Origin of the sequence: Ktedonobacter sp. SOSP1-85, assembly GCF_016587415.1 — a bacterium.
Taxonomy (GTDB): Bacteria; Chloroflexota; Ktedonobacteria; order Ktedonobacterales; family Ktedonobacteraceae; genus Ktedonobacter.
In genome coordinates this window covers 1,387,912-1,412,644 of sequence record NZ_BNJI01000003.1, presented here as the reverse complement: position 1 = coordinate 1,412,644, position 24,733 = coordinate 1,387,912, and the positions used below count along the sequence as shown (strand labels likewise).

Sequence of the window (24,733 nt, the reverse complement as noted above, 5' to 3'; positions counted from 1 at the left end):
TGAATGAAACGAAGTGATACAGACGACTTCTGCGTACTCTACCTGGAGGTCGCCGACAATAGAGCCACCCTGAGCCAGGCCTTAAGCGAGCTGCGCAAGCCAGTAGTTATCATGCTGGCGGAGCAGGGACGCCTCTTCCAGCGGCCAGATGACTTCTCGGCGCTTAAGCATATCAAGCGCCAGCTCGATATACCCGTGATCTTTGTCATTCCCAATAGTGGGCATATAACACAGCTGGCGACGCGTTTTGGCTTCCCTGTCTATTCCTCTGTAGATAACCTGGCGAACGCCCTGGCCATGGGTCAGCTCTCACGCCAACGCACCCATACAGCACAAACAAGCCCACAACGCATTACTGCACCGCTCAGTCCCACGGCCTCCCTACACACGCTCAAGGCCGATCTACGCAACGCGGGACCACGTGGACCAATCAGCCAACCCCTTCACACAGCCAGCGAGAGCGAGCCGGTAATGGAATTGTCCGCAGGTGGACAGCCACTCGACGCCCGCGAGCACACAACCGGCCATATGCCTCCTGTTTCACAGATGGATGTGCCTCCACGTGTGGAGAAGCGACCAGTCGCGAGTCCACAGCCCTCCCTACCACGCGAGCGACTGAGGCATAACCCTGCGCTAGAGAGGTTTGATCCATACACCCAGGCACTGCAAGACGAGGAGTCAGAGCCGGAGCCTCTCATACTAGAGCGCAATGCTCCACCTATGCGCCGGAGCGGAGTCGCGCAAAGAGCAAGCACGGGTATGCTCGTCGAAAAGACACAATCCCCACCACGCGAGGAGCCACTTGCTCCAGCACCACGGGCCCCCAGGAATACTTTCGCCAAATTTGTGGCTATCGTGGCCATCATCGCGCTCTCGGTCGCGGGCCTGAGCTACTTCCTGGTCTTCTATCACCAGTGGCCAACCACGACCACCACAAGTGCTGTGCCGCCCATCGTGGGCGATGTCTCGTATGCCAGCAGCAACCAGATCAGCGAGAAGAGCAGCCAGGGCATCTCCGACCAGATAACTATCGACCTCCAGCAGTTAAACCCGCCCGCCAGCGGCAAGGCCTACTATGCCTGGCTGCTAGGAGATAAGAGCCAGAGTGAGGCACACACTATTCTGATGGGGCGCCTGAACGTGAGTAATGGCAAGGCACACCTCTTCTATAGCGGCGACCCGCAGCACAGCAACCTGCTACTCACAACGAGCCGCTTCCTGGTGACGGAGGAGAGCGCCTCGGTCACGCCTATCTCGCCCACACCCGATTATAACGCCTGGCGCTACTATGGAGAGGTCTCACAGGCCCCAATTAACACGCCTGATAACACTAACCATTTTAGCTATCTTGATCACCTGCGCCACCTGTTGGCCAGCGACCCCACGCTGGAGAAGCTGAACCTTCCCGGTGGGTTAAACACCTGGTTCTACCGCAACACGGCTAAACTGGTGGAGTGGACCACAAGCATGCGCGATCCCTGGGAGGCGAACAAAGACATTAACTATGTACGGCGCATGACAGCACGTACCCTGGCCTATCTCGATGGCGCGTCCTTTGTCGGACTAGACCTTCCACCTGGCACTCCCGCGCTCGTCGATGGTCGACTGGCCCAGATAGGTCTGATCCAGGTCAACGGACCCGACCAGGAGCCACCCTGCTACCTCTCGCACGTTATGAAGCACCTGAACGGGCTCTTGCAGGCACCGGACGCACCAGCCTCTCTGCGCCAGAATGCGACCGATATCGTCAACGCTCTGAGCGACGTCAATCGCTGGCTCAACCAGGTGCGTAGCGACGGCAAGAAGATCATGCAGATGAACGACGACCAGCTGCGCCAGCCCTCGACGCTCTCGCTCATCAACGACATGGTCGTCAACGCCAACAACGCCTACATCGGACAAACCGACGCCAACACAGGGCAGACATTGCACGGGGCGAATTGGATTCACGACCACATGCAGTCCATCTCCACCTTCCAGGTCTCACCCTACCGACCCAGCCCACAATCGATCCAGATGATTCAAGATATTCTCCACGCTAAAGCATAAATGCCCGGTAGGTGGTGCGGTGCGGGTTGGCAGCCTACGGCTGCCAACCCGCACCGCACCACCTACCAGAGCGAGCGCCGCAGGCGTGAGATTTCACAGTCAGAAGGAAGGCCAATCATGACAAGGCGTGTCATCGCCATAACACTCTTACTAGTGCTGATGCTCCTCGGCTTAACGGCGGGCGTCTTCGCGAATACAATTCAGCGCTCGCTCACCCTCCCGGACATGCAGCGCATGTTTCACGATGGGCCAGCGGGCACACCTACGGTCGTGGCTCAGAAACCCGTGACACCTACGGGCAAACCAGCCACGCCAAAAATAAATCTACTGGCCCAGGATACCTTTCAGCGCCAGAACCAGCGCTTCTGGGGCCAGGCCAGCGATGGCCATACCTGGACGGCTGACGCCAATACGCTGGCAATCTTCTCGGTCCAGAATACGGCTGGCTCCATCACCGATGGTAACGGCACATTTAACGCGGTGCTGGGGCCTGTCAGCGACAACGTTGACCTGCTGATCAATGGCTCACTAAACAAATTCACGGGCCAGAATAACTTTGGTTCGGTCCTGCGCTGGCACAACGCCAATAACTGGTACAAGGCCTATATCGATGGCAATCACCTGATCATCATGCGCCGGGTCGCTGGGGTCAATCAGCAACTGGTCAGTGTGCCCTTCGCCGCTCTGAGCGGTGCGAGCTACGCGCTTCGTTTCCGCGCCCTCGGCAACCAGCTTATGGCCCGCACATGGCAGACCAACGCGCCCGAACCAGCCACCTGGCAGGCAACGATCAAAGACGCCTCGCTCAACAAAGGGCAAGCGGGCGTACGCGTGCTCATCCAGCCTGGTACGCTGGTCAAGATAACGTCCTTCACGGCCAGTGCCGCGACTGGCACAGTGTGAGTGATAGAAAATTTCAACAACAAGCGCCACAGGCGCGAGAAAGAGCGGACCTATGCAGCAAGAACTAAAACAACTCTATCAAACTCAGGTGGCGGTGAGGGTAGTGGTCTATGGCTGCTTACTGCTCTGTGCCGTCCTGCTCTACACGCTGTCTGGGGGCTTCCCTCCCTGGGCCTGGCGCTTCCTGGCCTCGCTTTTGCCACGCCTCCCCGAGCTGTGGCGCGCCCAGGGACCAGCCATGCTGATCCCCTTTACAGGCCTGCTCCTGCTCTCGCTCTCGCTCCTCATCCTGTGGATGGTATTGCTCACAGTGACGCTACGCCTGCTCTTTCACCAGTGGCGTGAGCGTTATGAAGAACAGCGCTTCGCCCGCGAGCTGGCCGAGGCTGATGCCCTGTCTGAGGAACTCCTTGAAGAGGTACTGGATAATGAGTACACACAGCCAGAGCGCGCAGCAGCCCCCGCCATGCCGCGTGCCTCGCGCAGACCTTATATGGCGCAAGCAGCTCGCGTCACCGCCAATAATATGTATGAGGACATAGAAGATGATGAGTACGAAGAGGAGGAGCCTCAGCCAGCCTCTATAGGGCTACGTTTACGCGCCTCGCAACCTGTCTCGCCCCTGGCGCCCACACAGGAGGTTGATGTGCCTCAGCGCGAGGGACTACATTCGGCACGCGCCCCGCTTGCCAGCCGAGCTGGTAGAACCTCAGCCACGTGGGAGGAGCTAGAAGAGCCACGCCGCGCGCAGGCCTCCGGTTCCTCCACACCTGCTATCATCCCCGCGCGCCCGGTAGCCAGGCAGGCCCCAGCAGAAACGCCGGTGCCAGAATGGCCTGGCACAGCCTATCCAGCGATTACATCCGGGTCGTCAGCGCCACCTTCAGGGCAGTCCTATACCGGGTACGGCTTCCAGTCCGCCACAGGTATAGAGAAGCACGCGCCCCTACCCCAGGCCGTCAATGACACGCCGCAGCCAGTGCGTTCACAGCAGGCGGCGCCAATAGAGCTAGCCACCCGTCAGCGTGCGCGTGTCGCTGGCACAGTAAACAATATCAGCCAGGCCAGTATCGCGCCAATCTCAGACGACATCGAGGAGTATGACACGCGCCCTGTTCAGGCTGAGGAGGAGGAAGAATACACAGATGAAGAGATGCTTCCCCAGGGGGCCAGCAGTAAGCCACAGTATCGCCTGAGTGTAGGCATGGGTCTGGACCCTGGCCTCGTACGTAAAGACGCGCCCAACGAGGACAACATCTTTGCCATACAGGGCATTCGCCCAGGATCTTCTGGTCCCGAACCCGTGGGACTCTTTGTCGTCGCGGACGGCATGGGAGGCCATGCCGATGGGCAGGAGGCCAGCCGCCTGGCCATCCAGATTATCAGTGATATCGTCTCGCCAACTTTGCTGCGCGAGGCGGAGCTTGAGGAATCCTTCGGCGGCATCATCAAAGACGCGACGCATCGCGCCAATCTTACGCTCTACCAGCGCAATCGCCAGAAAGAACATATGATGGGCACCACTCTGACCACGGCCCTGGTCATTGGCACCATGGCCCACGTTATCAACGTGGGCGATAGCCGCACCTACCGCTACCGCCCCTCGGAGGGCCTGACGCAGATTACCCGCGACCACTCGGTCGTGGCGCGCCTGGTCGAGAAAGGGCTGATAGAGCCACACGAAGTGTATACCCATCCCAAGCGCAATCAGATCTATCGCTGCCTGGGCGAGCACGCGTCAGTCGAGTTCGACTACTTCAAGGTCGAGCTACAAGAGCGCGACATACTGCTGCTGTGCTCAGACGGGCTCTGGGAGATGGTGCGCGATCCCGAGATTGAGCACATCCTCTCTGGCGCAAGCACCCATGCCTCGCGCGCCAGCTCCCTACTCATCCAGGCAGCCCTGGCCCACGGCGGCCACGACAACATCAGCGTCGTCATAGCCTGCCTGCTTGCGGAAGAATAGCATCTTGACTCATGCTCAGCGTCATGCTATGTTTTGTGTAACTTTGTGCGACTTCGGGGGTGAGCATCGATGGCCCGCATGACGGCAAGAGTTCAACAGGGGTTACTCAATACACATGATGGTACACAGGCGATATCCGTTGGCTCGCCGGACTGGTTTGGCTGGCTTAAGGAGCACCGCGTTTTCAGATTCACATCGCCGAGTAGTAACTTTACCGCGCGTAAGGAACAGAGGGCTGTAGGTTGGTATTGGTATGCCTATCGTCGTCAGCATGGCTCGCTGCGAAACGCCTACCTGGGCAAAAGCGAGGAGCTAACCCTCTCGCGTCTCACGGAGATCGCCAACACACTGAACACAATACCAACGTTTTCCAGACAAAATGCGAGTTCCCTCGCCCAGCAAATGCTACTCACAACAAAAATAACTCCCCCTGCTCTCTCCCCCACAATTATTGCACGTCCACGGCTCACGGCGTTATTACGCGAGTACACCTCCTGTAAACTGCTCCTGGTGACTGGGCCTGCTGGCTCGGGCAAGACGACACTGCTTTCTGCATGGCTACATGAATTCTCTTTTCCCGTGGCCTGGGTCTCGCTAGATGAGAGCGACAATGAACCTGGCCGTTTCTGGAGCTACGTACTCACGGCTCTACAAAAACATTTCCCTGGCTTTGCCAATCACCTGCTTACGCTTCTACCCACATTACAGACTGATACTCTGGAGCCATTTCTGGTCCTCCTGGTAAACGCTCTGGCGACTTTACCCAACGAAATCGTGCTTGTCTTAGATGACTATCATCTACTGACCAGTCAGCCAATGCATGAAAGTGTGACCTTCCTGTTAGAGCATATGCCTGAACAATTGCGCATGGTTGTGGCCAGTCGCTCTCTTCCACCGCTTCCTGTAGCTCGCCTGCGCGCACGTGGAGTGCTGGCTGAGTTCGACTTTGCTGATCTTCGTTTTACCCCCCAGGAAACCAGAGAGTTACTAGAGGCGCTTATCGGCGACTCCCTGCCTGACGAAAATTTCTCCAGGTTGCTAGAGCGCATGGAAGGCTGGGTGACTGGCCTGACCCTGGCAGCCCAGGCCTTGCGCGCTGGACAGAGGAGGGTATATGGACAGACTCCTCCTCAGGGAGATTCTCAAGCAATCTTCGAATATCTTGCCAGTGAAGTCCTGTCTCATCAATCCGCGCAGATGTGTGATTTTCTTTTACATACCTCGATTCTGGAGCGCTTCCAGGGAGAGCTGTGCGATGCAGTAACCTTACAAAAACAGAGTCAGGATCTCCTGCGGCAACTGGAGCATGAAAATCTCTTTCTCTCTCTTCTCGACAAGCATCATCTCTGGTATCGCTATCATCAGCTTTTCAAAGACTTCCTGCGTAATCGCCTGGAACAGACCTATCCAGCGCAAATTCCAATGCTTTATGGTCGGGCAGCTCACTGGTATGCGCAAAATGATATGCTGGCCGAGGCCATCACATATGCCTTACAAGGCCAGGATTTTGCCCTTGCGGCACAATTCATAGAGAAACAGGGGCAGGATGTGCTCATGAGACACGAGGTCATTATGCTAGGAACGTGGCTGCGCACCCTGCCGGAAGAGGTCATTTATGATCGCCCACATCTCTGCGTCTTTGCGGCCTGGACGCTCCTGCATACCTCGCATACTGGTTCCATAGAGCGTTATCTCCATGCTGCTGAACATGGCCCTGGTAATACTTGCCTGGAGGAAGACGAGCGTCGCTTACTCTGGGGAGAGATTGCCGCTATTCGAGCACGCGTGGCGATCTATCAGAATCGCGTAGAAGACGGCGTTGCTCTCGCCCGCCAGGCCCTGGGCTGGCTCTCGAAGGACGACCATTCAGCGCGCGGCGAAGCTGTCCTGAGCCTGGGCACTGCGAGTGAAGTGCTGGGTGAGACGCAGGTAGCCGAAAATGCTTATCGTGAAGCGATTGAACATAGCAAGCAATGTGGCAATCTACGCGCAACCATGTTGGCGTTCCGTTCCCTGGCGATGCTTTACAGGGACCAAGGCAGGCTGCACCTGGCTCGCAAGCTCTATGAGGATGGTCTTGAATATGCACTCCAGACACACCAGGAACATCTACCACCTGTAGGTTTCCTCCATGTTGGCCTGGGAGAACTGTTCTATGAATGGAATGATCTTGAAGCTGCCGAACATTATTTGCGCGAGGGGATTACATTAGGCCAGCGCGGAGGTGATGTAAAGATCTGGTTGCTGGGTTATGTTGGACTGATATATACGACGCTAGCATGCGGCAAACGTGAGCAAGTCTGGTCGCTCTTTACTGAAGCCGAACACCTGGCTCGCCAGACGAACTTCACGCGTGGCATCGCCTGGCTAAAGTTGATCCGCCCACGCTTGAGTGCTCTTCAGGGTGATACTGTACCCCTCCTGGATTGGGCGCAGGAATGCGAATTGGACCTTGATTCGGAGCTAGATGGTTTCTACGAGTATGACTATCACCAGCTAGCCCAGGCTTTTATTGAGCTCCATAAGCCGGATCTCGCACTACGCCTCTTACACCGTCTACAAGCTAGAGCAGAGCAAACCAGGCGGCCTGGCCTCAAACTATCCCTTCTCCTGAGCATGGCTCGCGCCTATGCGCAACAAGAAAGACTTGATCGGGCATTAGCATCCCTGGAAGAGGCGCTCAGTCTTGCGGAACCGCAGAGATATATGCGAGCTTTCATTGACGAAGGGCCACAGGTAGCATCCCTTCTTAAACGCTTGCGCCAGTCCTACCAACAAAGCACCTCGGCAGCACAGTCTTGCTCCCTTGGCTATCTCAATCGCCTGCTCTCAGCCTTCCATAGCACTTATTCTCCTCAACCTGGTCAGGTAAGCGCTACCTCCCTTGCTGAGCAATTAAGCCAGCGCGAGCAGGAGGTTCTGCGCCTCCTCGCTAGCGGCCACTCGAACGCAGAGATCGCTGAAACGCTCATTATTGGCCTCAATACAGTCAAGACTCACTTGAAAAACATCTATGGCAAGCTAGGAACACATAATCGCACGCAGGCCATCGCTCAAGCCCGTACTCTGCATCTGCTCTGATGCAATCCTCCACACCCAATCCTCCTTTCAGGTGATGTACTTCAGCTCTTCAGACACTATCCTATGGAAGTAGATCGAACACAAATATAAGAAATGAGGTTCCTATATGTCACTATCTACAGAAGCTATCTCCGAGCGCTACGCTACCTCCCTACAAGCAACGAGCGAGATCGCCAATGCATATTCCTTCCAGGGTCGCCTTGATGAGGCCTTGCGGCTTTTCCAGGCTGGAGAGCAATGGTTATCGCTCCAAGAAGTATCTCCAGAGCATAAACTAAGCTTCCTGTTAAAATACGGGCAATTCGTGATACATTACTACTTCCTGACAAATAGCGAGGAAGAACGCATGCATTCGCTAGCACAACAGGCACGGCAGCTAGCAGATGCCAGGCAAGATGCGTCTGGGATCGCCACCGCGCTCTATCTCATTGGTCAAACACTGTATTACCATAACCTGCAAACAGGCGAGAGCGACTACCTCGAAGCGCGTAGCTACTTTGAACAATCATCAACTCTCTATGAGAGACTAAATGATTCTTATAATTTGGCCGAGTCCTTCTTCTATACTGGCCTGACTTATGAGCGGCAGCACCAAGATGCACAGGCTCAAGAATATTATCAGCGCGCGCTACAGCTTGCCGAAAGCTCTAGCAATGCCTGGGGAGCCTCTGAGGCCACGCGTCACCTGGCAGGCCTGTACATGTCGATAGATCTGGAACAGAGCTTGAATTACGCATTGAAGTCCCTCGCTCTACGCGAGGAGATAGGGTTCAAAAGAGGCTTGCCCTCGGCTCAATTATTAGTAAGCGATGTCTATGTCGAGCGGGGCAACCTGGAGCAAGCATTAGAGTATTGTCAGCAAGCCGAGCAGCTTGCCAGAGAGATGAAGCTCCAAAACTATCTAGTATATGCACAAGTCACACACGGAGACATCGCCTACAAGCAGGGAAAACGCGACGAAGCACGCACGCATTTTGAGAAAGCGGCCAGCCTTGCGCGCCAACTCAACATTGCTTTCGCCATCGCAGTGGTCAACGAGAAACTAGAGATGCTTGAGAGAGCATGATATATAGGTGTAGGTGTTGAGCGCTTGCGCTCAACACCTACACCTATATATCATGCTCTCTGAGCGCCGTAGGCGCGATTGCAAACCGCATGAGAAGAAGCTTTCAACACAAAGGGAAATATGGTAATATGCCGAGATAATACATGACCGTCTATACAGTCGCGCGGAATGTAGCGTAGAAGGACTTCCCATGGATTACGAGAAGAGCCTGCTTCGTAAGCGTATTCGGATGTATCTGGGCCTGGCATTGTTCGGCGCAATGATCGCCGCCGATATTTTATTTGTCATAGGTTTTAGCAACAATACCGTCACCCCCTGGATCACAATTTCTATCTTCGCCTTCGGCTTTACTGGTCTCCTTACTCTCCTGGAATATTTATTCGCGCGCGGCCTGCGCGCGGTTGGCAACGCCCCCTTTAGCTCCTGGTTTTCCCGCCCCGCCATGTTGGCCTTTCTCCTGGCGGCCTGCGCCTATCTGCTGCTGCTGGGCGGCTATGTGCTTGGCGTCCTCTCTCAGTTTAGCCATCCCTTTGTCACGCCCATTCTTAGCCTGGCCTTTATCCTCATGGCCTGCGTGGCGTCCTACCTTGTCCTTAGCTTCTGCCGCCACCTCTACATACAGCTAGCTTCCAGGTAAAATACCTTCTCGCTACATGTTGTGGCCTCCAGGTGTGCCAGTTTGCAAACTGGCACACCTGGAGGCCACAACATGTTATAATACTTTTCGGCATTTATCAGTGAGTGGTTGGTTGGGTTGAGAGTTTTGTATCAGGGGATGCTGATCTTTGCATACAGGCAGGTATAGGGGAAGCGGTGCGTGGTCAGAAGCCTTTCTACATCATGGCGTTCTCACGTTCATAGACTTCGTGCTTTTCTTGGACGTCCGCCCCAAAAGCACATGCAGCCGCTGAAAAATTAGCTTGCAGTGTGGCCTGTCGTCACGGAAAAAAGACCTTTATGGACCAGCTTTCCATGGTATCTTTTGTGAGGGATAGCGAACAGGGTCCTCCAGGCTCTGCCAGTGATACCTACAGCGTAGAGGGTTTTTGAGTTTCCACCTCTTATATGTAACGTCACGGTCGTCACAGAGCCCACAGATTACTCTGGCGTTCTGTAGGTATCCCCTCCCTTATTTAGATTCTACGGTTTGGCGCATTAGGCAAGTAGGAATAAGAGAGATTAGCATATAAAGGAGATAAGACAAGATGGAGAATGAACAGCAGCGCGTCCCTGGACGCTATGGCTTCGATGAGATCAAATCGAACCGCCTGGAGCCGTGGCCTAATGCCTATCCAGAGAGCAAGTATGTAGTGCATTTTGAGATTCCCGAGTTTACCTGCCTCTGTCCACGCTCTGGCTTCCCAGACTTCGCGACGATCATTATTGACTATGTTCCCGGCCCCTCGGTCGTGGAGTTGAAGAGCCTCAAGCTATATATCAATAGCTATCGCGAGCGCCAGATCAGCCATGAGGCGTCCGCCAATGAGATTCTCAATGACCTGGTAACGTTGCTCTCACCCCGCTGGATGCGTGTAGTTGGCGATTTTACCGTTCGCGGCAACATCAAGACTATCATCTTTGCCGAGCACGAGGAGTCGGGTTATAATGGTCCCCGGCCCGAGTATCGCCGTTATCAACAGTATGTCTAAGTGAGGAGCATTCCTATGACCACTAAGAGACGCGGAGAGCGCGCAGTTTTGATCGTAAGCGGCGGCATGGATAGCTGCGTGCTGTCTCATTATTATGCCGCGGCAGGCTTCGACCTGCACCTTCTCTCCTTTAATTATGGCCAGAAGCATGTCAAAGAGCTAACCTATGCTGAACGCTATATCAGCGCGTTGCGTGAGCGCTATAGCAACCTGGAGATCCAGCACCAGGTCGTGGCGCTGCCCATCGCACACCTCTCACCCAATTCTGGCTCGGCCCTGCTCAACCCCGATCAGAGCATGCCACATGGACACTATACCGATGACAGCATGAAGGCGACGGTCGTCCCCTACCGCAATCCAAATATGCTCTTACAGGCGGCCACCGTGGCCTGGAACGAGAACGCGCGCGTTGTGGCCTTCGCCGCGCACTATGGCGACTACGCTCAGTATCCCGATTGCCGCCAGGAGTTCGTCGACGCCTTTAATACCATGCTCAATCGCGCCATGGACTCGGACCAGGTCACGGTCGAAGTTCCCTTTATGCGCTTCTCCAAAGCCCAGATCGCCCGTTTCGGCGCCAGCCTGGATGTTCCGTTTGAGTTGACCTGGAGTTGCTACGAGGGTGGTAGCGAGGGCTTTGGCGATAAACACTGCGGCCACTGCGGCACCTGTGTCGAGCGCTACGAGGCCTTTAAGCATGCAGGCGTGGAGGACCCAACGCAGTACGCCAATGATCCCGAGTTGTTCCTGAATATCCCTGGCCAGCGCGCTTAATCTCGCAGACACGCACAGTATTGGGGCACTCAGACAGCCAGGGAGGTGCACCCACGCTGCACCCAGTGTTTCCCGTAAGGAGGGACCTATGCCAAAATATGCTATTGTGACACGCGAGTTCAATTTTGAAGCCTCGCATCACCTGCCCAATCACCGGGGGAAGTGCCGGCGTCCACATGGGCATTCCTATCGCCTGGAGGTCTCTCTGCGCGGACCCATCATCGAAGCACCTGGCGAGTCGAGCGATGGCATGGTGATGGATTTCGAGGATCTGAAAGAGATCGTCAACCACTGCATTATCGAGAGTCTATCTGACTCTGTGCCACGCGGACCCGAAGCCACACCAGTTGAGAAGGGCGGCATGGATCACAACGACCTCAACGCGCTCACGGGTATCCGCACTACCGCCGAGAACCTGGTCCACTGGATCTGGGACGCCCTGGTGAGCGGCGGCGTGCGCGAGGAGCTGCTCTACCGTGTGCGCCTGTGGGAGACCGCCAAGGGCTATGCCGAAATTACACGCGCTGAGCGCGGCCTGGAGTAGATTTTTATGAGCAATATCGTCAATGAGAGCCTCTCGTCAGCACAGCTGGAGCTTGACTTGCAGTCCCCCCGACAGAAGAAGCTGTCCATCTCTGAGTGCTTTGGACCAACCATCCAGGGAGAGGGTGCGTTGATTGGCAAGCCAACCGTCTTCGTGCGTACAGGCGGCTGCGATTACCGCTGCCAGCGCTGCGATACCCTCTACGCCGTCCTGCCAGAACATCGCGCCGCGTGGCAACAGATGACGACACAGGAGGTCTTCACCCAGGTACGCGAGCTCGCCCATAACCGACCCATCCTGGTGACGCTCTCCGGCGGGAATCCCGCCATGCAACCACTGGAGGAACTGATTGACCTGGGACATGCTGAGGGTTACACCTTCGCCATCGAGACCCAGGGCAGCATCGCCCAACCCTGGTTCGCCAAGCTGGACTATCTGACCCTCTCGCCCAAGGCTCCTGGGATGCAGAATCCCCAACCCACCAACTGGGAGCGCCTGGATCGCTGTATCTCCTATGCACGCCAGGGTCATGACGGCAAGCAGCCTGGCATCTGCCTGAAGATCGTCATCTTCGACGAAGAGGACTACCAGTACGCCAAACACGTGGCCGAGCGCTACCCCAATATTCCGCTCTACCTGCAAGCGGGCAATCATACACCGCCGCACCTGGCGAATGAGATCGACATCAACGGTATTCTCAGTCGCATGGACTGGCTGATCCAGCGCGTCGTCGAGGACCAGTGGTACGAGGTCACGATCCTGCCGCAGTTGCACACCCTCCTCTGGGGCAACAAGCGCGGCGTGTAGGTATCATCAGTAGCCGCGTATGTAAGTAGCGGGCGTCCGCTACTTACATACGCGGCTACTGAGGGACAAGGTGTGCTTCGTTTAAAGTGAGGGATGCAAGAATGACAACACATATGAACAAAGAGCAGATGAATGGCCATGCCGCTCTCCATTCGCTACTTTCCAATGGGCAGAAGAGGGTCGATTATCCCAGGCTGCTTGAGCTGGGGCGCGAGCTGCTGATCGCGATTGGAGAGGACCCGGACCGTGAGGGATTGCTGGACACGCCACGCCGCTGGGCCGACTCCTGGCGCGAGTTTGTTGAGTATGATCCAGGTTCGACCGAGACCTGCTTCTCATCAGCCTCGACCGACCAGATGGTCTGCGTCTCGGGTATGCGCGTCTTCTCGATGTGTGAGCACCACCTGATGCCCTTCTGGTGCGACGTAGCCATTGGCTATATCACGGGCGACAAGGTGCTAGGACTCTCCAAATTCGCCCGCATCGCGCACCAGTTCGCCCACAAGCTCCAGCTACAAGAGCGCATCGGTCATGAGATCGCCGACGAGATTACGCGCATCACAGACTCACCAGACGTGGCCGTGGTGCTGAAAGGCGAGCATATGTGTATGACAGCGCGTGGCATCCGTACACCCGGCGTGATGACCTCCTCGGTCATGCGCGGCGTCTTCCGCAGCGAGAGCGAGGCCCGCCTCGAATTCTTACGCCTGATTGAATAAAAATCTAGGGAGTTTTCCCAGGCCCCAACAGGCACGACGCTACTAAAGTACGCGTCTACATATTACGCGTATATGTAGACGCGTACTTTAGTAGCGTCGTACCCCTCTATACTAACAACCGGGTCCTATACCATGAAGTTTCAGCATAAATCAGCTATACTAAATGCTATCGATACATGTGTTTAAAAATGCTGAAGGAGGCTTGATTTTGAAGGGCAGCAAGGGCCTGCGCACACCGCTCCCCATATTTATGGATGTGCCTCCGGGGCGGCGCTATGTACGCTCGTTTATCTTCTCACGGCGCGTCAACGCTCCGTTCGCTCGCTTCCACCTGCTGGTACGCTTCCTGCTCGTGATCTGTATTTCGATTGTTCAGCTGCGGGCGATTGATGTGGCCAGGCCTGATCCTTTGATGGCGGCGCTGCTAAGCCTGCTCTCGCTGGCGATGTTCCTGGGGAGCGGCATGCATAGCCGTGTGGCGCGCATCTATGTCCTCCTGACCATCCCCACGCTGATCAGCCTCTTCTCCACCTGGATCGTCTTTAACCCGGTTCCGGGACACGTTACGCTGCTAGAGGCGCCAGTGTATAGCGGACATCTCGACCTGGGCATCTCGACCTGGTTCCTGCTCTGGCTGGGACTGACGCTGGGCTATTTCCTCTGGACACGCAAGGTCGTATTGGGCCTGGTGCTGGCAGCCCTCTTCACCTTTATTGGCTCACACTTCCTGGCGCTACCCACCTGGACCTTCGCGCAGGTCCCTTTCTTCCATCCCCTGACGCTCCTGGTCAGCGATCATGGCCTGCTGATCGCGCTGACGAAGGTCATTGGCTACTCTGGACTGATCTTTTCAACCATCGCCCTCGTGGTCTCCAGCCGCGACGCGGAGCTGATTGGCGCCCTGCGCCAGTTGCGCGTCCCGCAGCCCGTGATCTTCTTTATCAGTACCGTCTTTCGCGCGCTCGACCTGGCCCTGGTCGACTACCAGACCATCCACCAGGCGCAACTGGCCCGCGCCATCAACGCACGCCCGCGCAGCTTCCTGCGCCAGCTCAGCGACCTGGCCAGCATCTCCGTCCCCCTGATCGCGGTCATGATCCGCCGCTCAGGTGAGATCGGTGATGCCCTCATGGCGCGCGGCTACCGCATCAACCAGGTCACCAACGATTTCTATGAGATCCAGCCCTGGAGTGTGATGGATTGGAGCGCCATCGTTCTCTGCCTGCTCCTGTTCTACCTCTCCTTCGGCACCCATTTCAACTTGACGGCCCTGCTCTGGCCAGCAATATTGGTGTGACACGATAATTTCTTGGTAGGGACCAGCTTTAGCGCGTCCAAATGCCATTCATGGCAGTGCAGCGCAAGCCATTTTTTACAAGCGTCCCACAACAACATCATCTGGAACGTTTTGGGGCTGCGCCTACAGGCGATTAATCGCCTTTGGACGCGCTAAACCGGGTCCCTACCAAATTGGGAGCACTCCACTCGGCAAGAAGGGCGGGAAATGCTTGATTATGTCAATGGAAAGAGAGAAAGACTCATGACGAGCGCGGTCTCTGTATCTGGCCTGTGGTGGCGCTATCCAGATTATGGTGAGGGCAAGCCCGGCGAGAAGGCGCGCCCCTGGACGCTACGCGATATCGCGCTCCAGATTGAGCCGGGAGAGTGCTTCGGCATTACGGGTCCCAGCGGCGCGGGGAAGACCACGTTCTGCCGTATGCTGATGGGCATCCTCCCCTATAGTGCGCGCCTGAGCGTTGAGCAGCTACGCTCACATTTTCGCGGTAGCCTTGAGCTACTCGGCGAGCCTATTACCTCGAAGACCGCCACCAGCCACAAGGTGGGCATGATCATGCAAGACCCCGAGAACCAGTTCCTGCGCATGAGCCTGCTGCATGAGCTGGGCATCGGCCTGCAACTGCAAGATATACCCAGGGAAGAGATACTTCAGCGCGCCCACGAGGCCCTGGCATGGGTTGGCCTGGAGCGGCTCTGGCACGGCGCGTTTTATACCCATCCCGCCGACCTCTCGGGCGGGCAGAAACAGCGCGTAGCCATCGCCGCCTTCCTCGCCATGCGCCCTCAAATCTTGATCCTCGATGAGCCAACCAGCGATCTCGATCCCGTGGGCAAACGCGAGGTCATCGAAACCATCGCTCGTTTACGCCATGACTATAGGATAACTGTGATCCTGGTAGAGCAGGACCCCGAGATCTTGAGCGCCTTCTGCGACCGCATTGCCCTGCTCCATGGTGGGCGCATAGAACTGGTCGCGCCGCCAGGAGAGTTTTACGCCCACCAAAACATTCTGGAGCGTTACGGCGCCTCAGTTGGTGAGCTGACACGCATCTCCTGGGAGAGCAGTTGTACCTTCCAGGGTCGTCCTCCGCTCACGCTTGATGAGGCGGAAGAGGCCTTCGCCCCCCTCTTAACGCCCGGCGATGCCCATAGCACTGCGCCTGGCGTGGTTGAGGAGGAGCCAGGAGAGCCAGTTGTCTGCGCAGAGCAGGTGGGGTATAGCTACGAGGATGGCACCGTCGCGCTCAAAGGCATCGATTTGAGCTTGCGACGCAGCGAGATGCTGGCCCTGCTGGGTCCCAATGGGAGCGGAAAGACGACCTTCGCCAAGATCCTGGCGGGCATCTACCGCGCCAGTTCGGGGCGCGTGCAGGTCCTTGGGCAAGACCTGGCGAATAAACGTATGCGTAAACGTCTACCCTCCTATGTCGGCTACGTTTTCCAGAATCCTGATCACCAGCTCTTCTGTCGCAAAGTGAGTGATGAGATCGAATATGGCCTGAAGAACCTGGGACTCTCGGCTGAGGAGCGTAAGACCAAAGTGCGCGAGACGTTAGAAGCCGTAGACCTCGTCGATTACGCCGACGAGGACCCACTCTTCCTGAGCAAAGGGCAGCGCCAGCGCCTGGCCGTCGCCGCCGTGCTCGCCATGGGACCTGATATCCTTATTGTCGACGAGCCAACCACGGGCCAGGATTACCACTCAATCAACAGCATTATGCAACTACTGCGCGCCCTCCAGCATCAAGGAAAGACTATCCTGATCATCACGCACGACATGACGCTAGTGGCGGAGCATTGCCAGCGCGTGGTCTCCTTCCGTGATGGGCAGGTCGTCTTTAGTGGCACCCCGCTCCAGCTTTTCAGCGAAGAGGAGGTCCTGCAAGTCACAGGTTTGCGCGCCCCAATCTCGGCCATGCTCTCCACCCGCCTGCAACAGCATGACTCGCGCCGGCCCCACTTTATCACCGTCGAGCAAGCGGTCGCGCTCCTGGTGTACGCGCCTAATAAATTGTAGGGTCCATGCTGGCATGGACTCCCGAGCGAAGCGACGTCCCACACACGGGTATCGGCCTTCCGGCCTCGGAGTTCATGCCAGCATGGACCCTACAGGCTTTTCTACATATGATAGCGTATCCACTCTTGCTCGCCATACGTGTTGAAGGTGGACAATCACGGCATTGAACATCTTTTACAGCAGAATATACTCGCGAGAAAGGATATAGAAGACCATGGGATTACTGGAGCGAAAGGTCGCGCTTATCACGGGCGCCGATAGCGGCATTGGGAGGGCCATCGCACTCTTATTCGCCCGGGAGGGCGCCTCGGTCGTCGTTAACTACGCGCACAATGAGCAGAAGGCTAATGAAGTCAGGAGCATGATTGAGCAGCAGGGCGGAACCTGCTTTGTGCAACAGGCGGATATCTCACAGTACCAGCAGGCCCAGGGGCTGGCGCAACGGGCCGTCGAGCAGTTTGGGCGCCTGGATATCCTGGTCAATAACGCGGGCATGGAGATTCACAGCCCCTTCCTGGACGTCACCGAAGAGCAGTTTGACCGCGTCGTCGATACCAACCTCAAGGGGGCCTTCTTCTGCGCCCAGGCGGCGGCGCGCGAGATGGTCAAACAGAATATACGCGGCCAGATCATTAACATCTCATCGGTGCATGAGGATTTGCCCATGCCCGAGAACGTCCCCTACTGCTGCGCCAAGGGCGGGATGCGCATGATGATGCGCACCATCTGCCTGGAGCTAGCCAAGCACAGCATTACTGTTAACAACATAGCGCCAGGCGCCATAGATACCCCCATCGACGCCGACGTAAAGTCTGATCCCAACAAATACAAGGCCATGATCGACGAGATTCCCCTGCATCGCATGGGCCAGCCCGAGGAGGTCGCGCACCTCGCGCTCTACCTGGCCTCCGGCGCTGCCGAATATGTCACCGGCTCCACCTTCGTCATCGACGGCGGCCTCATGCGCAACACCGGCGCGCTGTAGTAGTCTGAGTGATGTGGATAGAGGTTGGCAGCCTGGGGCTGCCAACCTCTATCCACATCACCTGACCCTCTTACTTCCTTTTTTATAAAAATTGGAGCTGCTCACCAGCCAGCCAGCGCTCAAGCCACTCTTCGAGCGAGGCTGCGACCAGGAGGTCAGCGCCTCGCATACCCTGAAATATCTGGTCAGTCGCCACATTCATATAGGTGGTGATATTGCAACCTCATTGGCAAATTGGTAAGAGCTCTATGGGCCAGGGAGAGCCTAGGAGCACAGGTGACTGCACCTCTTCCTCCTCAATACCAGTAAGCTCTTCGGCCTCCCAGAGTTCTTGTGAACCGATGCCATCATCCCAGAGGACTTCGCGCTCCTCGGACGTCAAAGCCCTCCTTATAAGCTCTGGCGCTTGCTTTCTAGCAATTATAGACGCAAGGATGAGCCTATCGTCAAATATGGGGGACAGCGCGTACAGGCTGTACGCGCTGGAAAGTTATCTCAGTCATAAAAGCAGGTTGTCCAAGCCTGCTAGTGCCAGAAAATGCTAGCAAGTGGCACCAGACCAAAGAAGAGATTGGTAATAAAGTGAGCAATAACCAGGGATGGAAGGCGCTTCTGCCTCTGGTAGATCAGGGCCGCGCCCATACCCCAACAGAAGAAGCTGACCAGGTACACTGTTGCTCCGACAACGCTTGGCGCAAACACAACATGCTGAAGTGCAAATCCCACCGTTGGAACGAGTATACCCACCCATGTCTTATTGCTGAGTGCGCTCAGGCGTATCTGCGCATACCCGCGATAATGCATCTCTTCAATGGGGGCATTAAGTGTAGGAAAAACGAATGCTGCCCAGAGAGCAAACCAGAGAGGTAGAGAGAACCCGGTGTCCGCGACACTAAAAATCTGCGCATAGTGGTTAAAAGCATCACCACCATAAAAGAGAAACGGGACAAGTAGCACGCCAATAGTAAAAGGGATATAAAGGACCAACACCCAGAGTAGCCCCAACAATACATCTTTACCGAATCGATCATGCTTGAACCCCATTAGATCGCGCAGGCGTAGCCCTTCACGACGAGCCAGCCATATGAGCAGCGCCAAGCTTATGAGGTTGACAAAGGTAAAGTAAAAGGTAGAGGTAACAAAACTCAATGCAAAGGCATGGGGATTGCCTTGCAGTGTAAAGAAAAGGAAGGTCAAGACAGCACCCAGCAGGGCAAGAGGGAAACGGATAAAGGCCATAACTAGCGGCCAGCTCCAGCCAACTCTACCAGCCTGAATACGCTCTTGCACCACAACGCAAGTATTAAGGTCAATTATGATGCGTTCCTCAGCCATTGAGTAGGTGGAAACTTTTGCCATGATGTCTACTCCTTCAGACAAACGTATGACTCTAGTTAAAAAGAATAAACTTACTCTTTGTATGCAGATTGCTCGTTGGACGGGCTAACTCTCCAGGATCTCGCGAAGAGCTGTGCGATGCTCTTCAAACGCCTTACGTCCTTGAGGGGTAATCTCCACGTAGGTATGTGGCTTTTTCTGCACGAAGGTTTTGGTAACAGCCACATACTGGGCCTCCTCCAACTTTTGCAGATGCGCGCCCAGATTCCCATCCGTAAGCTCAAGCTGCTTCTTCAGCATGTTAAACGTAACCTGGACACCTTCGGGAAGCGCAGCCAGCATCGCCATAATACGCAGGCGTACAGGCTGATGAATAAGCTCATTGAGTGCCGCCATAGTTAACGCCGCCTTAAAAAGGAGATACCTACAATAATCAAAGGTAATCCGGCAAAGAGGGCCGACCACGCCCAGAAGTAGCCAGGCAACAACAGGTAGCCCACAATTGTGATGAGCGTCACGCCTATGCCAAGCACCAGAGACAATGGTTGCCGCAACCAGATGCCGGCCATAATAGCACTCATCATCTCCGCTGTAATCCAGAGCAGTCCGATATGGAGCGGTTTGAGAGGAATGAGGAGTACCCAGAGCAAAACAAAGCCGTAGAGTACACCATTGAATATCCCATACAAGGTAGAATCACGAGTTGACTGCGCGCCCGGGGCCGGTCGCGTACGCTGCCCTTGCAGGATACCCAGGATCATCGAGCCACCCATTCCCACCAGCAGCATCACACTCCATATCCACACAATCAGTGAAAGCGCGAACTGTGTGACAAGAAAGCCCAGTGTCCAGACTACGCCCCAGAGCAACATAAAGTACGCCCAGGTATTTACGAGGTGCCTTGCCTGCTTTGCCGCATCCTCGATATCATTCAAAGCTGCCCGCGCCTCATCAGGAGTAATATGCATTGCTTCCCTCCATAATTACATAGAGTACTCTGTGCTATAGAGTATAGTACATGAATCACAAAGGGATTGTCAAGTTCTGGAAGAAGATTTGTAAGAAGAAAAGGCGCGTATGGACTGTACGCGCCGAATCATGGCTTTAGCCTTCTTGTGTGGCGACGATGCGTTCGATGACGTTGCTGGTGCTGGCGCTGCCAACGAGGGGGAGGATGACGAGGCGGCAGCCTGCTTCCTGGATGGCCACTGCTTCTGGAATGACCTCATCACTGTAGTCGCCGCCCTTGACGTAGATATCGGGGCGGAGCGCACTAATAATTGCGCTAGAGGTGTCCTCATCGAAGAGCAGAGTGTAGTTGACGGGGTCGAGTGCCGCGACCAGGGCCAGGCGATCCTGCTCACTGTGGATAGGCCGGCCTGGACCCTTCAGACCACGCGCACTGCGATCACTGTTGATAGCCACGACCAGGACATCGCCCAGTTGCCGGGCCTGGCGCAAGAAGTGAATGTGTCCGGCGTGCAAGATGTCGAAGACGCCATTAGTAAAGACGATAGTTTTACCGCGTAGGCGTTCGATCTCCAGCGTGGCGCGGAGCCTCTCAAGCTCATCTTCCTGGGTTTGCAAGACCGCCGTGAAGGTGCGTAAACTCGCCCGTTGCAGCAGTTCCTGTTGTGAGACAAAGGCTGTTCTGGGTTTGGTGACCGCGATGCCCGCGTTATCAAGTCCGATCTGGGCGGACTCTTCGATGTTTCCGCCAGCGGCCAGGGCTAGTGAGAAGGCAGCGGCAAAGGAGTCTCCGGCGCCGACATCCTGGGCATTTTCGACCGGGCGGGTCGGCACATGCAGACCAGAGGCAGCATCACGCTGGCGCAGGTAGACGCCATGCTCCGCCAGGGTGATGGCGACATAGTCAACGTGCAGGACCTTATGAAGCTGCTGCGCTAGCTCCTCCCAATCCTCGGCGGGTGTCTCTCCGCCTAGTTCGACGAGGCGCTGCGCTTCAGCATGGTTGGGGGTAACGACCGTGGCCGGGAGATGCTGGAAACGCTGTAAGGCCTGCGAATCGATCAAGATAGGCTTGGGATTACGATTGGCAAGGACTGTGAGTTGTTCGATGACCGGCTGCGATACAACGCCATAGTGGTAATCTGAGATCACGACCACGTCAGAGTTAGCGTAGAGTTCTTCAATATGTTGGTGCAAACGGGTGCGCAGAGCCTCATTCGTGGGGCGCATGGTCACACCCTGGCGCGCGCCATCGTCGAGGCGAATGACATACTGACCTTCGGCAAGGATACGCATTTTATGAGGAGTTAATGGGGTATCGTCTTCCAGCAACCATTGCGTATCGATGCCCATATCCTCCAGTTCGCCACGCAGGAGAGACCCGGCATAATCGTTACCGATCACACTGAGAAAAGAGACGTGGGCGTTCAAGGCCTTGAGGTTGGCGGCGACATTGGCGGCGCCGCCCGGAGCATGCTGTTCTCTCGTCTTCCACAGGAGCGGAACTGGTCCCTCGCGACAGAGCCGCGAGGCCTCACCCTCCAGATAGGTATCCAGGAGCGCATCGCCTATAAGAAAGACGCGCTTCTGCGGAAACTGCCGCACAAGGTCTATAGCTCTCTGACTCATGGTGGTCCTTTATTCCAAAGATGGTTTATCTTTTTATAGAGGCGTGGCGAGAAAACCACGAGGTCTTCAGCCTCGTGGATGAACGCCGCGCTTCACCGTTGACTTCCTATATCCTGACGGATAGTCTCCTGACTGATATTTCCAAGAGTACGGCAGAAGTATCCATTACTCCAAAATATCCGATCTTTCCAGAGCTGCGTTTTCAACGCTTTTTCATGCCTTTGCCATCCCTGAATAGTCGATTTCTGTTTTCATCGACGGACAAGAGCCAGCGGTGACATGCGAGGGTCGCTTTTCACCAAGCCGTGAAGATAGTCTTGCTCTACTTCAATCGCTTCAAAAGCAACATGCGACCGATTTGCCATTTCTTCAAGCACCAGCTTTCCCTCATCTCCGGGGAAAACCAGCAGCTTTTTGCGATCCTTCCACACAAACATGAGGTGGGAGAGGATCAACAACCTGGCATGGTTTTTGACTGATCATCCATGTGGATCGTGCACTCACGCGCTTCATCCTCTCAAATTTGGGAATGGGCTTCAAATCGACCTTCTTGCCGTCCAGCCCCATCAGGATCGCATAACCGGTCGACATGCGTCCCTTGATAAAGTATTCCTGGCCCCGATAGCGAACGTTGTCGAATTTGCGAAAGCCCTGGATTTTGCCCGTGGTAATGGGCTGCTCACTTCGCACCCCTTTCGTCTGCTGGTAATCCCCATCCGAGATACATTTCTTCTGGAGCACCTGCGTCGTGCAGAAGATCGGCGCGATTCCTCGTGTGGCAATGATGGCGGCGTCATGGGCATGGGTTTTGGGTAGACCTGCCAGCATCCGATGCTCTTTAGTGACAAATCCCCACGTTTCTTCAGCGTTCAGACGCTTGAGCAATTGCACCCGGATGCTATTCATCTGCGTGGCATGTCGCAATGTTCCCTTCTTCTTGCCCTTCTGTTTGAGGGTGATCGTTCCTGCATGCAGGCCATCATGACAGGTTTTGCAGAGCGTGAGCAAGTTCTCTGGCTCATTGCTTCCGTTCTGGCGACGGAAGACGATGTGATGAACTTCCAGTCGTCGGTCTTTTGATTTCCCTTTGCACTGTTGGCAGGTGTAATCATCTCGTGTGAGCACAAACGCTTTGGTGTTGGCAAAACCATAGTTGATCCCCTGTTGATCCAACCACTTCTTGCGCAAGACCTCCGGGTGTTTGAGGGCATGCGGGTCAAAAGTGCCTGTTTCTAACACAATATGCGTGATCGGGAAGATTGCTTGCACAAAGCGAATTTCCCGCAGGTGTCCCTCGATTTTGCTGCCCATCGTCGGGGAGAATCTTCCCTGCTTGGTCGAGTTGCGACGGTTGTTGAAACGTGCTCTCCGATAGCGCGTCTTCCGTTGGCGTCGGTTGCGCCGCTTGGCTGCCCGTTCTTTCATGGTGATGGTGATATCGTTGCGCAGTTCCACTTCAGAAAGGTAGAGTACCTTTCCCTGCTCATCGGCGACGGCTGCGCCTACCACAGTGCTCCCTGTATCGATACCCAGGGTCAAGGGCTGAGCATGCTCGTGTGTTAGGGGCACAAGCAGTTTGATGGTAAAGGGGGTGCGCCGCACCACTTTCGCTTTGCCTGCTTTGAGCAGCAGTCGGGCGATGGGAGGGAGGCATGGCATCATGGGCCTGCCATCCGAGTTGAGAACAGAAACAAGAACCATACAGCGTTCCTTTCGGAAAAATGCTCTCCCCGAAGGGAGGTGGTGCGTATCCTCTGGCTGTGACCACCAGAGGAATCCGGCTTCATCTCGACAAGGTTCAAAAGGCTTTTTGCACCTGAATCACCGGACTTTCCCTCAGCCCTACTTAAACCCAGGCGACAGGGCAGCGGTCTGATGCGTCAACCGCAGGTGTCATGACCTAGCGAACGAAGCTCCCATTTCTGGGGCTAAGTCTGGTGAACTTGAGCTTGCGAACAAGCGACCAAACCTCAGGCCCGACGACTTCCGAAGAAGCCGCTGCGTCTTCAGCTCAGCGGGAGTTCACTGATACTCTTATAGACTACTTATATCGTACGGCATATCTCATCGTCAAAAATACGGCTGCGAGATACGCAAAAGTCAGGGATGAGAGGAGGTCTTTGGCGCGCAAAGCGCGCCAAAGACCTCCTCTCATCCCTGACTTCGATGTAGAAAAGTGGCCGCATCCACCTGTTGCGGATACACTCATAAGCTCATCAGCGTAGGCGCGTACGTAAGTAGCGCACATATAGCGGACTATCTCGCCTGGGCTGCCTCTTTTTTGCGTAGAGAGCGGGCAAAGATGGCGCGGACCTTGGGGGGAAAGTGCTCAAGTTCGGCGGCGCGGCGCAGAGCCACGAGGTCGCTTTTATCGGCGATGACTGCGGCGACTTCGGCGATGGTCATACTGGTCTCGTCGCGCTTGAGCAGTTCAATGGGATCGCCCGCTGCGACGTCGCCCTCTTCAAGCACGGCCAGGTAGAAGCCGACGAGGCCACTATCTTGAAAAGGCTTGATGAAGCGCTCCTGCTGGAGGCGCGCCTCCAGCTTATAGCAGGGTGTGCGCGGCTGTGTGATCTGGAAGGTTGCATTGCCTATGCGAAATATATCGCCGATGTGTACCTCGTGCTCGTTGAGGCCTGTGAGAGTCAGATTCTCGCCAAAGGAACCCCAGGGCAGTTCATCACGGTTCAGTTCTCGCTGCCAGTAGGGATAGTTGTCGGCAGAATAGGCATAGACGGCTTTATCAAACCCGCCGTGGTTCTTCAGGTCAGTCTGGCGGTCGCCCTCCAGGTTCTCTTTGCGCACGCGTACACGCCCTTCTACCGGCTGCTTATAGATGGCGGTCTGGAACTCTTTGCCTTCCCAGTTGACCGTTCGCGGCAACCCCACATTGACCGAAATAACCCGCATAGTTGGCATGTGTGTATTTCTCTCT

General features: G+C 55.7%; 21 protein-coding genes and 1 pseudogene. 14 read left to right on the top strand and 8 right to left on the bottom strand.

Features of this window, described 5'->3' with window-relative positions; translation table 11 throughout:
• The first annotated feature begins 3 nt into the window (after nt 1-3).
• The 14 genes from KTE_RS44210 (at nt 4) to KTE_RS44145 (ending at nt 17,859) form a co-directional block, all read left to right on the top strand.
• On the top strand, nt 4-2,049 hold the full coding sequence (locus KTE_RS44210) for a hypothetical protein (RefSeq protein WP_201393517.1): 2,046 nt from the start codon (nt 4-6) through the stop codon (nt 2,047-2,049).
• Between the two features lie 117 nt (nt 2,050-2,166).
• A complete protein-coding gene (locus tag KTE_RS44205) occupies nt 2,167-2,952 on the top strand; it encodes a hypothetical protein (protein ID WP_201393515.1) in 786 nt (261 codons plus the stop codon).
• 52 nt (nt 2,953-3,004) lie between these two features.
• On the top strand, nt 3,005-4,918 hold the full coding sequence (locus KTE_RS44200; RefSeq protein WP_201393513.1) for a PP2C family serine/threonine-protein phosphatase: 1,914 nt from the start codon (nt 3,005-3,007) through the stop codon (nt 4,916-4,918).
• Nucleotides 4,919-4,996: 78 nt separating this feature from the next.
• Nucleotides 4,997-7,999 carry a LuxR C-terminal-related transcriptional regulator gene (locus tag KTE_RS44195; RefSeq protein WP_201393512.1) on the top strand — a complete coding sequence of 1,001 codons (3,003 nt, stop codon included), beginning with the start codon at nt 4,997-4,999 and terminating at the stop codon, nt 7,997-7,999.
• Nucleotides 8,000-8,105: 106 nt separating this feature from the next.
• A complete protein-coding gene (locus KTE_RS44190; protein ID WP_201394597.1) occupies nt 8,106-9,065 on the top strand; it encodes a tetratricopeptide repeat protein in 960 nt (319 codons plus the stop codon).
• A 190-nt stretch (nt 9,066-9,255) separates the two neighbouring features.
• Nucleotides 9,256-9,702, top strand: coding sequence for a hypothetical protein (locus KTE_RS44185; RefSeq protein WP_201393510.1), 447 nt, complete (start codon nt 9,256-9,258; stop codon nt 9,700-9,702).
• 568 nt (nt 9,703-10,270) lie between these two features.
• The gene (gene queF, locus KTE_RS44180) at nt 10,271-10,714 is read left to right on the top strand and encodes a preQ(1) synthase (protein ID WP_007919807.1); all 444 of its coding nucleotides are present in this window, start codon (nt 10,271-10,273) and stop codon (nt 10,712-10,714) included.
• A gap of 15 nt (nt 10,715-10,729) precedes the next feature.
• Nucleotides 10,730-11,488: a 7-cyano-7-deazaguanine synthase QueC gene (queC, locus tag KTE_RS44175; protein ID WP_201375708.1), complete on the top strand. Its 759-nt coding sequence runs from the start codon at nt 10,730-10,732 to the stop codon at nt 11,486-11,488.
• A gap of 88 nt (nt 11,489-11,576) precedes the next feature.
• Nucleotides 11,577-12,032, top strand: a complete 456-nt coding sequence (locus KTE_RS44170) for a 6-carboxytetrahydropterin synthase (protein ID WP_201393508.1) — start codon at nt 11,577-11,579, stop codon at nt 12,030-12,032.
• A gap of 6 nt (nt 12,033-12,038) precedes the next feature.
• Complete coding sequence (queE, locus tag KTE_RS44165) at nt 12,039-12,839, top strand: 7-carboxy-7-deazaguanine synthase QueE (protein ID WP_236601001.1); 801 nt, start codon at nt 12,039-12,041, stop codon at nt 12,837-12,839.
• A gap of 101 nt (nt 12,840-12,940) precedes the next feature.
• Nucleotides 12,941-13,558: a GTP cyclohydrolase I gene (gene folE, locus KTE_RS44160; RefSeq protein WP_201393506.1), complete on the top strand. Its 618-nt coding sequence runs from the start codon at nt 12,941-12,943 to the stop codon at nt 13,556-13,558.
• Between the two features lie 208 nt (nt 13,559-13,766).
• Nucleotides 13,767-14,855 (top strand): energy-coupling factor transporter transmembrane component T, encoded by a 1,089-nt coding sequence (locus KTE_RS44155; RefSeq protein ID WP_201393504.1) that lies wholly within the window; start codon nt 13,767-13,769, stop codon nt 14,853-14,855.
• Nucleotides 14,856-15,098: 243 nt separating this feature from the next.
• On the top strand, nt 15,099-16,874 hold the full coding sequence (locus tag KTE_RS44150) for an ABC transporter ATP-binding protein (RefSeq protein ID WP_201393502.1): 1,776 nt from the start codon (nt 15,099-15,101) through the stop codon (nt 16,872-16,874).
• A 214-nt stretch (nt 16,875-17,088) separates the two neighbouring features.
• On the top strand, nt 17,089-17,859 hold the full coding sequence (locus KTE_RS44145; RefSeq protein WP_201393501.1) for an SDR family oxidoreductase: 771 nt from the start codon (nt 17,089-17,091) through the stop codon (nt 17,857-17,859).
• Nucleotides 17,860-18,082: 223 nt separating this feature from the next.
• On the opposite strand, the gene KTE_RS44140 is transcribed toward KTE_RS44145, so the two are convergent.
• The 8 genes and pseudogenes from KTE_RS44140 to KTE_RS44100 form a co-directional block, all read right to left on the bottom strand.
• A complete protein-coding gene (locus tag KTE_RS44140) occupies nt 18,083-18,241 on the bottom strand; it encodes a hypothetical protein (protein WP_201393499.1) in 159 nt (52 codons plus the stop codon).
• A gap of 143 nt (nt 18,242-18,384) precedes the next feature.
• Complete coding sequence (locus tag KTE_RS44135; RefSeq protein WP_201393497.1) at nt 18,385-19,218, bottom strand: CPBP family intramembrane glutamic endopeptidase; 834 nt, start codon at nt 19,216-19,218, stop codon at nt 18,385-18,387.
• A gap of 84 nt (nt 19,219-19,302) precedes the next feature.
• The gene (locus tag KTE_RS44130; protein ID WP_201393495.1) at nt 19,303-19,593 is read right to left on the bottom strand and encodes a transcriptional regulator; all 291 of its coding nucleotides are present in this window, start codon (nt 19,591-19,593) and stop codon (nt 19,303-19,305) included.
• A 2-nt stretch (nt 19,594-19,595) separates the two neighbouring features.
• The gene (locus KTE_RS44125) at nt 19,596-20,165 is read right to left on the bottom strand and encodes a hypothetical protein (RefSeq protein ID WP_201393493.1); all 570 of its coding nucleotides are present in this window, start codon (nt 20,163-20,165) and stop codon (nt 19,596-19,598) included.
• Nucleotides 20,166-20,301: 136 nt separating this feature from the next.
• The gene (locus KTE_RS44120) at nt 20,302-21,795 is read right to left on the bottom strand and encodes a PfkB family carbohydrate kinase (RefSeq protein WP_201393491.1); all 1,494 of its coding nucleotides are present in this window, start codon (nt 21,793-21,795) and stop codon (nt 20,302-20,304) included.
• Nucleotides 21,796-21,887: 92 nt separating this feature from the next.
• Nucleotides 21,888-22,232 (bottom strand): annotated as a pseudogene (gene tnpA / locus KTE_RS48585) (IS200/IS605 family transposase).
• Nucleotides 22,183-23,496 carry an RNA-guided endonuclease IscB gene (gene iscB / locus KTE_RS44105; RefSeq protein WP_201393485.1) on the bottom strand — a complete coding sequence of 438 codons (1,314 nt, stop codon included), beginning with the start codon at nt 23,494-23,496 and terminating at the stop codon, nt 22,183-22,185. The pseudogene tnpA and the gene iscB overlap by 50 nt, the downstream one beginning before the upstream one ends.
• Nucleotides 23,497-24,051: 555 nt before the next feature.
• The gene (locus tag KTE_RS44100) at nt 24,052-24,717 is read right to left on the bottom strand and encodes an MOSC domain-containing protein (RefSeq protein ID WP_201393483.1); all 666 of its coding nucleotides are present in this window, start codon (nt 24,715-24,717) and stop codon (nt 24,052-24,054) included.
• Between the last annotated feature and the right edge of the window lie 16 nt (nt 24,718-24,733).

Bases quoted from the DNA above. Each gene is read 5' to 3' on its own strand.
- queC (WP_201375708.1), top strand. From the start codon at position 10,730: ATGACCACTAAGAGACGCGGAGAGCGCGCAGTTTTGATCGTAAGCGGC.
- KTE_RS44185 (WP_201393510.1), top strand. From the start codon at position 9,256: ATGGATTACGAGAAGAGCCTGCTTCGTAAGCGTATTCGGATGTATCTG.
- KTE_RS44150 (WP_201393502.1), top strand. From the start codon at position 15,099: ATGACGAGCGCGGTCTCTGTATCTGGCCTGTGGTGGCGCTATCCAGAT.
- KTE_RS44125 (WP_201393493.1), bottom strand. From the start codon at position 20,165: ATGCATATTACTCCTGATGAGGCGCGGGCAGCTTTGAATGATATCGAG.
- KTE_RS44210 (WP_201393517.1), top strand. From the start codon at position 4: ATGAAACGAAGTGATACAGACGACTTCTGCGTACTCTACCTGGAGGTC.
- iscB (WP_201393485.1), bottom strand. From the start codon at position 23,496: ATGGTTCTTGTTTCTGTTCTCAACTCGGATGGCAGGCCCATGATGCCA.
- queF (WP_007919807.1), top strand. From the start codon at position 10,271: ATGGAGAATGAACAGCAGCGCGTCCCTGGACGCTATGGCTTCGATGAG.
- folE (WP_201393506.1), top strand. From the start codon at position 12,941: ATGACAACACATATGAACAAAGAGCAGATGAATGGCCATGCCGCTCTC.
- KTE_RS44130 (WP_201393495.1), bottom strand. From the start codon at position 19,593: ATGGCGGCACTCAATGAGCTTATTCATCAGCCTGTACGCCTGCGTATT.
- KTE_RS44145 (WP_201393501.1), top strand. From the start codon at position 17,089: ATGGGATTACTGGAGCGAAAGGTCGCGCTTATCACGGGCGCCGATAGC.
- KTE_RS44205 (WP_201393515.1), top strand. From the start codon at position 2,167: ATGACAAGGCGTGTCATCGCCATAACACTCTTACTAGTGCTGATGCTC.
- KTE_RS44195 (WP_201393512.1), top strand. From the start codon at position 4,997: ATGACGGCAAGAGTTCAACAGGGGTTACTCAATACACATGATGGTACA.
- queE (WP_236601001.1), top strand. From the start codon at position 12,039: ATGAGCAATATCGTCAATGAGAGCCTCTCGTCAGCACAGCTGGAGCTT.
- KTE_RS44135 (WP_201393497.1), bottom strand. From the start codon at position 19,218: ATGGCAAAAGTTTCCACCTACTCAATGGCTGAGGAACGCATCATAATT.
- KTE_RS44190 (WP_201394597.1), top strand. From the start codon at position 8,106: ATGTCACTATCTACAGAAGCTATCTCCGAGCGCTACGCTACCTCCCTA.
- KTE_RS44100 (WP_201393483.1), bottom strand. From the start codon at position 24,717: ATGCCAACTATGCGGGTTATTTCGGTCAATGTGGGGTTGCCGCGAACG.
- KTE_RS44200 (WP_201393513.1), top strand. From the start codon at position 3,005: ATGCAGCAAGAACTAAAACAACTCTATCAAACTCAGGTGGCGGTGAGG.
- KTE_RS44120 (WP_201393491.1), bottom strand. From the start codon at position 21,795: ATGAGTCAGAGAGCTATAGACCTTGTGCGGCAGTTTCCGCAGAAGCGC.
- KTE_RS44170 (WP_201393508.1), top strand. From the start codon at position 11,577: ATGCCAAAATATGCTATTGTGACACGCGAGTTCAATTTTGAAGCCTCG.